The sequence below is a fragment of the Pseudomonas sp. PDM28 genome (assembly GCF_019219115.1).
In the GTDB taxonomy this organism is placed as follows: Bacteria; Pseudomonadota; Gammaproteobacteria; order Pseudomonadales; family Pseudomonadaceae; genus Aquipseudomonas; species Aquipseudomonas laurylsulfatiphila.
In genome coordinates this window covers 1-10,704 of sequence record NZ_JAHUWG010000012.1, presented here as the reverse complement: position 1 = coordinate 10,704, position 10,704 = coordinate 1, and the positions used below count along the sequence as shown (strand labels likewise).

Annotated in this window: 10 protein-coding genes and 4 tRNA genes; all 14 read right to left on the bottom strand. The window is 55.9% G+C overall.

All coding sequences use genetic code 11. The annotated features are described in order from the left end of the window. Positions 1–35 precede the first annotated feature (35 nt). Positions 36–4,109: a DNA-directed RNA polymerase subunit beta gene (gene rpoB / locus KW841_RS25185; protein WP_007970415.1), complete on the bottom strand. Its 4,074-nt coding sequence runs from the start codon at positions 4,107–4,109 to the stop codon at positions 36–38. A gap of 220 nt (positions 4,110–4,329) precedes the next feature. Further along, on the bottom strand, positions 4,330–4,695 hold the full coding sequence (rplL, locus tag KW841_RS25180; RefSeq protein WP_007970414.1) for a 50S ribosomal protein L7/L12: 366 nt from the start codon (positions 4,693–4,695) through the stop codon (positions 4,330–4,332). 75 nt (positions 4,696–4,770) lie between these two features. Next, positions 4,771–5,271, bottom strand: a complete 501-nt coding sequence (rplJ, locus tag KW841_RS25175; protein WP_007970413.1) for a 50S ribosomal protein L10 — start codon at positions 5,269–5,271, stop codon at positions 4,771–4,773. A gap of 198 nt (positions 5,272–5,469) precedes the next feature. Next, entirely contained in the window at positions 5,470–6,165 is a 696-nt protein-coding gene (gene rplA / locus KW841_RS25170; RefSeq protein WP_003186095.1) for a 50S ribosomal protein L1, read from the bottom strand. Further along, positions 6,165–6,596, bottom strand: coding sequence for a 50S ribosomal protein L11 (gene rplK / locus KW841_RS25165; RefSeq protein ID WP_007933726.1), 432 nt, complete (start codon positions 6,594–6,596; stop codon positions 6,165–6,167). The genes rplA and rplK overlap by 1 nt, the downstream gene beginning before the upstream one ends. A 117-nt stretch (positions 6,597–6,713) precedes the next feature. Beyond that, positions 6,714–7,247 (bottom strand): transcription termination/antitermination protein NusG, encoded by a 534-nt coding sequence (gene nusG, locus KW841_RS25160; RefSeq protein ID WP_007984405.1) that lies wholly within the window; start codon positions 7,245–7,247, stop codon positions 6,714–6,716. Positions 7,248–7,256: 9 nt separating this feature from the next. Further along, positions 7,257–7,625 (bottom strand): preprotein translocase subunit SecE, encoded by a 369-nt coding sequence (gene secE, locus KW841_RS25155; protein WP_007984402.1) that lies wholly within the window; start codon positions 7,623–7,625, stop codon positions 7,257–7,259. Positions 7,626–7,670: 45 nt separating this feature from the next. Then, positions 7,671–7,746: transfer RNA gene (locus KW841_RS25150), tRNA-Trp, on the bottom strand. A 173-nt stretch (positions 7,747–7,919) separates the two neighbouring features. Further along, positions 7,920–7,995, bottom strand: a tRNA-Thr gene (locus tag KW841_RS25145). Between the two features lie 26 nt (positions 7,996–8,021). After that, positions 8,022–8,095 (bottom strand) — tRNA-Gly (locus tag KW841_RS25140). A 24-nt stretch (positions 8,096–8,119) separates the two neighbouring features. Further along, positions 8,120–8,204: transfer RNA gene (locus KW841_RS25135), tRNA-Tyr, on the bottom strand. 142 nt (positions 8,205–8,346) lie between these two features. Next, on the bottom strand, positions 8,347–8,784 hold the full coding sequence (locus KW841_RS25130; RefSeq protein WP_218480196.1) for a hypothetical protein: 438 nt from the start codon (positions 8,782–8,784) through the stop codon (positions 8,347–8,349). Positions 8,785–8,791: 7 nt separating this feature from the next. Further along, complete coding sequence (locus KW841_RS25125) at positions 8,792–9,541, bottom strand: pantothenate kinase (RefSeq protein WP_218480195.1); 750 nt, start codon at positions 9,539–9,541, stop codon at positions 8,792–8,794. After that, the gene (gene birA / locus KW841_RS25120) at positions 9,531–10,490 is read right to left on the bottom strand and encodes a bifunctional biotin--[acetyl-CoA-carboxylase] ligase/biotin operon repressor BirA (protein WP_218480194.1); all 960 of its coding nucleotides are present in this window, start codon (positions 10,488–10,490) and stop codon (positions 9,531–9,533) included. The genes KW841_RS25125 and birA overlap by 11 nt, the downstream gene beginning before the upstream one ends. Positions 10,491–10,704: the final 214 nt, after the last annotated feature.

The following is a 10,704-nucleotide window of genomic DNA, read 5'->3' as shown; positions in this document are numbered from 1 at the left end:
GGCAATCCTGCCCCGCTCTCGATTCGCGTCACGTGTTATTCGGTTTCCAGATCGATATCGATGCCGAGGGAACGAATTTCCTTGATCAACACGTTGAAGGACTCGGGCATGCCCGGCTCCATACGGTGATCGCCATCCACGATGTTTTTGTACATCTTGGTACGGCCGTTCACATCGTCCGACTTCACTGTGAGCATTTCTTGCAGAGTGTAAGCGGCACCGTATGCTTCCAGTGCCCAGACCTCCATCTCCCCGAAACGCTGACCACCGAACTGCGCCTTACCACCCAGCGGCTGCTGGGTAACCAGGCTGTACGAACCGGTAGAACGCGCGTGCATCTTGTCGTCTACCAAGTGGTTCAGCTTCAGCATGTACATGTAGCCAACGGTAACCGGGCGCTCGAACTTGTTGCCGGTACGGCCGTCGGTCAGCTGCATCTGGCCGCTTTCCGGCAGGTCCGCCAGTTTCAGCATGGCCTTGATTTCGCTTTCCTTGGCGCCGTCGAACACTGGAGTGGCCATTGGAACGCCGCCACGCAGGTTTTGAGCCAGATCCAGGATTTCCTGGTCCGAGAAGTCATCGAGGCTTTCCTGACGACCGCCGATCTCGTTATAGATCTCGTGCAGGAACTTACGCAGCTCGGCAACCTTGCGCTGCTCTTCAATCATGCGGTTGATCTTCTCGCCCAGACCTTTGGCCGCGAGGCCCAGGTGGGTTTCAAGGATCTGACCAACGTTCATACGCGAAGGTACGCCCAACGGGTTGAGGACGACGTCGACCGGGGTGCCATTGGCATCGTGCGGCATGTCTTCAACCGGCATGATCACAGAGACCACACCCTTGTTACCGTGACGACCGGCCATCTTGTCGCCCGGCTGGATGCGACGACGGATTGCCAGGTAGACCTTGACGATTTTCAGCACGCCTGGAGCCAGGTCATCGCCTTGCTGCAGTTTGCGCTTCTTGTCTTCGAACTTGTCGTCCAGCAGACGGCGACGATCAACGATGTAGGCCTGAGCCTTCTCGAGCTGCTCGTTCAGAGCATCTTCAGCCATGCGCAGTTTGAACCACTGACCGTGCTCAAGACCGTCGAGAACTTCGTCGGTGATGTCCTGGCCTTTCTTCAGACCGGCGCCGCCTTCGGCTTTGTGGCCGACCAGAGCGGAACGCAGACGTTCGAAAGTAGCACCTTCAACGATACGGAACTCTTCGTTCAGGTCCTTGCGGATCTCGTCCAGCTGGGACTTCTCGATCGACAGGGCACGAGCATCACGCTCAACGCCGTCGCGGGTGAAGACCTGTACGTCGATGACAGTACCTTTGGTACCGGTAGGTACACGCAGGGAAGTATCTTTAACGTCGCTGGCTTTTTCACCGAAGATCGCACGCAGCAGTTTTTCTTCCGGAGTCAGTTGGGTCTCGCCTTTCGGAGTGACCTTACCGACCAGGATGTCGCCTGCGCCAACTTCAGCACCTACATAAACGATACCGGCTTCGTCCAGTTTGTTCAGAGCCGCTTCACCCACGTTCGGGATGTCGGCAGTGATTTCCTCTGGGCCAAGCTTGGTGTCACGGGCCACACAGGTCAGTTCCTGGATGTGGATCGTGGTGAAACGGTCTTCCTGAACAACACGCTCGGACAGGCAGATGGAGTCTTCGAAGTTGAAGCCGTTCCATGCCATGAACGCGATGCGCATGTTCTGACCCAGAGCCAGTTCACCCATGTCGGTGGACGGACCGTCGGCCATGATGTCGCTACGCTGAACCCGATCACCTTTACGCACCAGCGGACGCTGGTTGATGCAGGTGTTCTGGTTGGAGCGGGTGTACTTGGTCAGGTTGTAGATGTCGACACCGGCTTCACCGGTTTCAACTTCGTCATCGGCAACACGAACCACGATACGGCTGGCGTCGACGGAGTCGATCACGCCGCCACGACGAGCCACGACGCAAACGCCGGAGTCACGGGCTACGTTACGCTCCATGCCGGTACCTACCAGCGGCTTGTCAGCGCGCAGGGTCGGTACAGCTTGACGCTGCATGTTCGAACCCATCAACGCACGGTTGGCGTCGTCGTGCTCGAGGAACGGAATCAGCGACGCAGCAACCGAAACTACCTGCTTCGGCGATACGTCCATCAAGGTGACGTCTTCCGGCGCCTTGACGGTGAATTCGTTCAAGTGACGAACAGCTACCAGCTCGTCGATCAGGACTTTCTTGTCGTTCATCGTGGCCGAAGCCTGAGCGATCACGTGATCAGCTTCTTCGATGGCGGACAGGAATACGATCTCGTCGGTGACCAGAGCGTCTTTCACCACGCGGTACGGGCTCTCGAGGAAGCCGTACTGGTTGGTGCGCGCATAAGCGGCCAGGGAGTTGATCAGACCGATGTTCGGACCTTCCGGCGTTTCAATCGGGCATACACGACCGTAGTGAGTCGGGTGTACGTCACGCACTTCAAAGCCGGCACGCTCACGAGTCAGACCGCCAGGGCCGAGTGCAGAAACACGGCGCTTGTGGGTGATCTCGGACAGCGGGTTGTTCTGGTCCATGAACTGGGACAACTGGCTGGAACCGAAGAACTCTTTCACCGCCGCCGCCACTGGCTTGGCGTTGATCAGGTCTTGCGGCATCAGGCCTTCGCTTTCAGCCATCGACAGACGCTCTTTGACCGCACGCTCAACACGTACCAGGCCAACGCGGAACTGGTTCTCAGCCATTTCGCCTACGCAGCGAACACGACGGTTACCCAGGTGGTCGATGTCATCGACGATGCCTTTACCGTTACGGATGTCGACCAGGGTCTTCAGTACCGCGACGATGTCTTCCTTGCACAGCACGCCCGAACCTTCGATCTCGGTGCGACCGATACGACGGTTGAACTTCATCCGGCCGACCGCAGACAGGTCATAGCGCTCAGGGCTGAAGAACAGGTTGTTGAACAGGGTCTCGGCAGCGTCTTTGGTTGGCGGCTCGCCAGGACGCATCATGCGATAGATCTCGACCAGGGCTTCCAGTTGGTTGCTGGTGGAGTCGATCTTCAAGGTGTCGGAGACGAACGGACCGCAGTCGATATCGTTGGTGTACAGAGTTTCGATGCGAACAACGCCGGCCTTGGCGATTTTTGCCAGGATCTCGGTGTTCAGCTCGGTGTTGCACTCTGCCAGGATTTCGCCGGTAGCCGGATGCACGATGACCTTGGCGGTTGTGCGGCCCAGGACGTAGTCCAGAGGCACATCCAGCTCTTTGATCCCGGCTTTTTCCAGCTGGTTGATGTGGCGAGCGGTGATACGACGACCCTGCTCGACAATAACCTTGCCTTTGTCATCCTGAATATCGAGGACAGCGATTTCACCGCGCAGGCGCTGAGGCACCAGCTCCAGGCTCAGGGTCTCGCCCTTCACGTGGAATACGTTGGTGGTGTAGAACGCGTCCAGCACTTCTTCGGTGGTATAGCCGAGCGCGCGCAGCAGTACCGATGCAGGCAGCTTGCGACGACGGTCGATACGCACGAATACGCAGTCTTTCGGGTCGAACTCGAAGTCCAGCCACGAACCGCGGTAAGGAATGATGCGCGCGGAGTACAGCAGTTTACCGGAGCTGTGCGTCTTGCCACGGTCGTGGTCGAAGAACACGCCCGGGGAACGGTGCAGCTGGGAAACGATTACACGCTCGGTACCGTTGATTACGAAGGTACCGTTTTCAGTCATCAGGGGGATTTCACCCATGTAGACTTCTTGCTCTTTGATGTCCTTGATCGCTTTGTTCGACGATTCTTTGTCGAAAATGATCAGGCGCACTTTTACCCGCAAAGGTACGGCGTAAGTTACACCGCGCAATACGCATTCTTTGACATCAAATGCCGGTTCGCCCAGACGATATCCGACGTACTCCAGCGCAGCATTGCCGGAGTAGCTGATGATCGGGAAAACGGATTTGAAGGCCGCATGCAGGCCCACGTCGCGGAACTGATCTTTAGTCGCTCCCGCTTGCAAGAATTCACGATACGAATCCAGCTGGATGGCCAGGAGGTACGGCACATCCATGACGTCCGGCAACTTGCTAAAGTCCTTGCGGATACGTTTTTTCTCAGTATATGAGTAAGCCATCAGCGTTCCCCAGCTTGGTCACCTGCTTGTTTGGCCCCTCCCGACGGGAGCAGCCAGAAAATCGTGCAAACCCCATGGTTTGCGCCACCGCATCGGGTGGTTACAGCACGTTATCGGCACCGACCCAGTCGGCTGCCAATAACGGAAAAAGGCCGGTGGCAAGAGCCACCAGCCATCAGCCTGTCGCTTAACGCTCGGGCTGGAGGAGCAAAGTCGATGCTTACTTCAGCTCGACTTTAGCGCCTGCTTCTTCCAGAGCTGCTTTGGCTTTGTCAGCTGCGTCTTTGGCAACAGCTTCCAGAACCATGGCAGGTGCGCCGTCAACTACAGCCTTGGCTTCTTTCAAGCCCAGACCGGTCAGTTCACGTACAGCCTTGATCACGTTAACTTTCTTCTCGCCAGCTTCGGTCAGCATGACGTTGAATTCGGTTTGCTCTTCAGCAACGGCAGCAGCAACAGCTGGGCCAGCCGATGCAGCAGCAGCGGTAACACCGAATTTTTCTTCGAAAGCTTTGATCAGCTCAACAACTTCCATTACGGACATGTTGCCAACTGCTTCAAGGATATCGTTCTGAGAGATAGACATGAATCTAATTCCTGATATTGGGGACGGCCTACGCGACCATCGAAAAAAACAAAAAACGCGAGAAGTTGACGAGCCTTAGGCTGCAGCAGCTTCTTTCTGGTCGCGAATTGCCGCCAGAGTACGAGCCAATTTGCTGGTAGCGCCTTGAATCACGCTCATCAGCTGAGAAATTGCTTCGTCACGGGTCGGCAGAGTTGCCAGTACGTCGATTTGGTTAGCTGCGAGGAACTTGCCCTCGAACGCAGCTGCCTTGATCTCGAACTTGTCCTGACCCTTTGCGAATTCCTTGAAGATCCGGGCAGCAGCGCCTGGATGTTCCTTGGAGAACGCAATCAGGGTAGGGCCGGTGAACACGTCGTTGAGGACACTGAATTCAGTGTCAGCAACAGCGCGCTTGAGCAGGGTGTTACGTACAACACGTACGTAAACGCCAGCTTCACGAGCCTCTTTACGGAGTCCGGTCATCGCGCCTACTGTTACGCCACGGGCATCAGCCACGACAGCGGACAGAGCGACTTTGGCAGCCTCGTTGACTTCAGCGACGATGGCCTTCTTGTCTTCGAGTTTAATTGCCACGGGTTTAACTCCTGCTTGTTACCGTTTCATCTGGTCGAAACCGGATGTCGTTTTGGTGTCTGATTCGGTAAGGAACCGGGAGCACCATCTGCGTAGGCTTGTGGTTTAAGACTTGCGTCGCCTACGGTCTTGGATAGCCCCCGCCAGGCAGGGACCCCAATTTTTCAATTGGCGCTATCGCTTGCGCCAATCTGTGTCTTACGCGTCGAGCGAGCTCTGGTCGATAACCAGACCTGGGCCCATGGTGGTGCTCAGGGTAACGCGCTTGACGTAGATGCCTTTCGAGGAAGCTGGCTTGATACGCTTCAGATCAGCGATCAGGGCTTCAACGTTTTCCTTCAGCTTGACGGCGTCGAAGCCGATCTTGCCAACGGAAGTGTGGATGATGCCGTTTTTGTCGGTGCGATAACGAACCTGACCAGCCTTGGCGTTTTTAACCGCGGTAGCTACGTCTGGAGTCACAGTGCCGACTTTAGGGTTAGGCATCAGGCCACGTGGACCGAGGATCTGACCCAACTGACCTACAACGCGCATTGCATCCGGGGATGCGATCACTACGTCATAGTTCAGGTCGCCGCCTTTCATTTCGGCAGCCAGGTCGTCCATGCCTACACGGTCAGCGCCGGCAGCCAGAGCGGCTTCAGCAGCTGGACCCTGGGTGAACACAGCAACGCGAACGGTCTTGCCAGTGCCGTGTGGCAGCACGGTAGCGCTACGAACGACCTGGTCGGATTTACGCGGGTCAACACCCAGGTTTACAGCTACGTCGAACGACTCGCTGAACTTGACAGTCGACAGCTCGGCCAGCAGGGCAGCAGCGTCTACAAAGTTGTAGGCCTTGCCTGCTTCGATTTTGCCGGCGATAGCCTTTTGACGCTTGGTCAGCTTAGCCATTACACACCCTCCACGTTAAGGCCCATGCTACGAGCAGAACCGGCGATGGTACGCACGGCTGCTTCCATATCAGCTGCAGTCAGATCCGCGTTTTTGGTTTTCGCGATTTCTTCCAGCTGAGCACGAGTTACGGTGCCAACCTTAACGGTGTTCGGACGAGCGGAACCGCTGGTCAGACCGGCCGCCTTCTTCAGCAGAACCGAAGCAGGGGTGGATTTGGTTTCGAAAGTGAAGCTACGGTCGCTGTAGACAGTGATGATCACTGGAGTCGGCAGACCTGGCTCAAGACCCTGAGTACGGGCGTTGAAAGCCTTGCAGAATTCCATGATGTTCACGCCGTGCTGACCCAGAGCAGGACCAACAGGTGGGCTTGGGTTAGCCTGAGCGGCCTTCACTTGCAGCTTGATGTAAGCGGTAATCTTCTTGGCCATGAGGCACTCCAATTACGGGTTCGAACGCCTCGAGAGGCTCCCCGGTTACTTGCGCGTTTATCCCAGTGACGACAAAACCCCACAGCCTACGGCTGCGGGGTTGGGATTGTTGCTCAGCTAGACCTTTTCGACCTGGCTGAACTCGAGCTCCACCGGAGTAGAGCGACCGAAAATGAGCACCGCGACCTGAATCCGGCTCTTTTCGTAGTTAACTTCTTCAACAACACCGGTAAAGTCCGCGAATGGACCGTCATTGACGCGTACCGACTCGCCCGGCTCGAACAACGTCTTCGGCTTCGGCTTGTCGCTACCGTCAGCAACGCGGCGCAGAATCGCTTCTGCTTCCTTATCGGTGATCGGTGCAGGCTTGTCGGCGGTACCGCCGATGAAACCCATCACCCGAGGAGTATCCTTGACCAAGTGCCAGGTACCCTCGTTCATATCCATCTGTACCAGCACGTAGCCTGGGAAGAATTTGCGTTCGCTTTTGCGCTTCTGGCCATTGCGCATTTCAACCACTTCTTCAGTGGGAACCAGAATCTCGCCGAAGCCGTCTTCCATACCGGCCAGCTTTACGCGCTCGATCAGCGAGCGCATTACATGCTTCTCGTAACCGGAGTAAGCATGCACAACATACCAACGCTTAGCCACGGGACACCCTTAGCCGACAATCAAGGAAACAAGCCAGCCGAGCAGGGAATCAAGCCCCCACAACAGCAACGCCATAACCAGAACAACAGCCACCACAATCAGGGTGGTCTGCGTGGTTTCTTGGCGAGTTGGCCAAACGACTTTACGAATCTCGGTGCGAGCTTCCTTAACCAGTACAAAGAAAGACTTGCCCTTGACCGTCTGCAGGCCTACAAAGGCAGCTACGGCAGCAATAGCAAGCAATGCGAGTACGCGGTACAGGATCGGCGAAGCAGAAAAGTACTGATTGCCAACAACGCCAACAACCACCAGAGCGACTACTACAAGCCACTTGAGGAGGTCGAAACGAGAGCCTTGAGCTTCAGCTTTAGGAGTCATCTATGAAGATCCTGTGAAAAGAAAGCCAGACACACCAGGTGAATCTGGCAGGTCAGGAGGGAATCGAACCCCCAACCTACGGTTTTGGAGACCGTCGCTCTGCCAATTGAGCTACTGACCTAAAACAAAATCAGGCCGACCATTATGCCGACCCGAAAAAGACTTTACAACACTTACCAGGCAATCCCGACTGCAACACCAGCATCTGCGACACCGGCAACCCCAAAAACACGACGAGGCGCAACCACAACCACCTAAAACAAAGGCAGATATTTTCATATCTGCCTTGTTATATGGAGCTCTTGAGCGGATTTGAACCGCTGACCTCACCCTTACCAAGGGTGTGCTCTACCAACTGAGCTACAAGAGCGCAACACTGTGCAAAACCTGTAAACTTGGAGCGGGTAGCGGGAATCGAACCCGCATCATCAGCTTGGAAGGCTGAGGTTCTACCACTAAACTATACCCGCGAGCGCTTACAGCTCTCGCTAAAATGGTGGAGGGGGAAGGATTCGAACCTTCGAAGTCGTAGACGTCAGATTTACAGTCTGATCCCTTTGGCCGCTCGGGAACCCCTCCTAAGCGAGCCGGCATTCTACATCATGCCAGCCTTCTGTCAAGCATTTTCTCAATTAAATCTTGAGGTTAGCTGCGTTGACCTCGCTTCACTTCGTTAACCGTTTCCGGTGTTCGCTGTGGAGCGGGCGCCATTCTATGCAAACTACTCAGTGGGCGCAACCCCCTCGCACGGCATTATTTTATGTTTTAACTCATTGAATTCTTTAGAAAGGTTTTGCAGCTGCAGTTCGTCCAGCCAACGCCGGCTTTCCGGTGCAATACGCACCCAATACCCTGCGCTTTCCGAGACTCTGGGCAGAGACTGGTATTTGACCTCCATCCCGCTCAACCGCCGCTCAACCGCCTGCGCGGACTCTTGGCGCGTATACCCCCCCAGATAAAGGCAACCATTGTCTGGCGAGACAGCTTTAGCCTTGTCTTTGGAGGCGTCACCCGCCTCGCTCAGCAGGCGTATATCCTGCTGAGACCCGCGATACAGACTCAAAGGCGTGACATCCTTCGCGCGCAGCGGAGCCTCTTGTTGATGCCAGACGTAGTAAAAGCCATTGAGGACAAGCAGCAGTAGAAACAACCAACGCATAAAAACCTCAGGACAAGGGACAGGCCATGGCCAATCCGACAAACACCAAGTCCGGAACTACCCTGGCCCGAGGCACGACCTCAGAAACCAGGCTCGCATCCCCCCCGGTGAGGAATACGACAAAGTCCTCACCCCAGTAGCTTCGCGCCAACTCGAGCTGAGTCATTACGAAGCCGCGCAACATCAGCAAACAACCCCGCTCGACAGCCTCGACAGTCGCGCGCCCTGGAACAAGACTTTCCAGAGCCTGCTCCGCCGCCAGATCTCCGTAACGAATTTTGCGCGTATGGGTACGCAACTGGTTGCGCATCAACGGCATACCCGGACAGATGAAACCACCCAGGTGCTCTCCATCAGGAGCGATAAAGTCCGCAGTCACGGCCGTACCGAAGTCGAGCACCAGGCACGCGCCTGAAGCCAGATGAAAACCTCCAAGCATTGCAAGCCACCGATCCAGACCCAGCCGCTCAAACTCTTCATAACCGTTGCGCACGCCTGACATTTCGCGAGCAGGCGCTGCGCACACTATCGGCACATCAAAGGCATCCTTCAGCAATGACGTCAGCGCACCTGTCTCTTCCGCAGTCCTGACGCTCACCAACCGGCAAAACTTGAGGTTAAGCCCTTTGAGCTCCCCCAACCCCTCAAGCAATGCGAGATTGGAATCGACAACCCCCTCACCAAGCACCTGCCCGGCATTTGCCGCAAGCACGCGCCACTTGATGAAACTATTCCCACAATCGAGCTCAAGAATCATCACGCAACCTCAGGCTCAATTCACCGCCACTGAAGACTTTCTCCACACCATCCACCTTCAGGCGCAGGGCGCCCTGGCCATCAATACCAAGCACCTCACCATCAATTTGATTGACACCGGCAATCAACGACACGCTTCGCCCCTGCCACAGGTGATTTTGCTCCCACTCCGACTGGATGGCCAAAAAACCACCCGCCTGATGACGAGCCAGGTATCGCTGCAGCATCTCCCCTAACATGGCGACCAATTGGTTGCGATCAAACAATTTGCCTGATTCGAGCCGCATGGATGTCCATTGCTGATCCACCTCGTCAGCGGATTGCATGTTCACGTTGATTCCCACCCCCAGAACCACGTGGCACACATCAGCAGGATCACCGACCAGCTCGAGCAATATTCCAGCGATCTTCTTCTGACCCACCAGGACATCGTTGGGCCACTTCAATCCAGCGGCTGCAATACCCAGCTCACGCAACGTCTGCAAAACAGCGAGCCCAACGACAAGACTCAAGCCCTCCAACTGGCGCATCCCACCATCAATACGCAGCACCAGGCTGTAATAGACGTTTTCTGCGAAGGGACTGACCCATTTACGACCCCGCCGCCCGCGCCCGGCCGTCTGCCGCTCCGAAAGCACAAGAAAGGGCGCAGCCTGCCCCCGCTCTATAGCGCGCAGCGCCTCGGCGTTCGTGGAGTCGATTGAGTGGTAAACCTGGACGGGCCAGTCGCAGGAAATCGCCCGGGCACTGATCTCGGAAGGATCGAGCAGGGCTAATGGCGCGGACAATTGATAGCCGCGCCCACGAACTTTATGAATGGACAATCCCAGCTCAGCTTCTAAATGCTGAAGCTGCTTCCACACGGCGCTACGACTGACGCCCAGGGCAGCACCCAATGCTTGACCCGAATGGAATCGGCCATCTTTAAGAAGCTTTAACAACGTCAGCATGCAGGTCTCGCCTCACAATGAGGCCCGCATGATAGCCACGCGCCGAGCTATTGCATAGAAATCCAGTAGCCGTGACTTTCCTGCGGACAAAAACAAAACCCCAACTGCTTTCGCAATTGGGGTTTCGGAATTTAATCTTGACGATGACCTACTCTCACATGGGGAAACCCCACACTACCATCGGCGATGCATCGTTTCACTTCTGAGTTCGGGA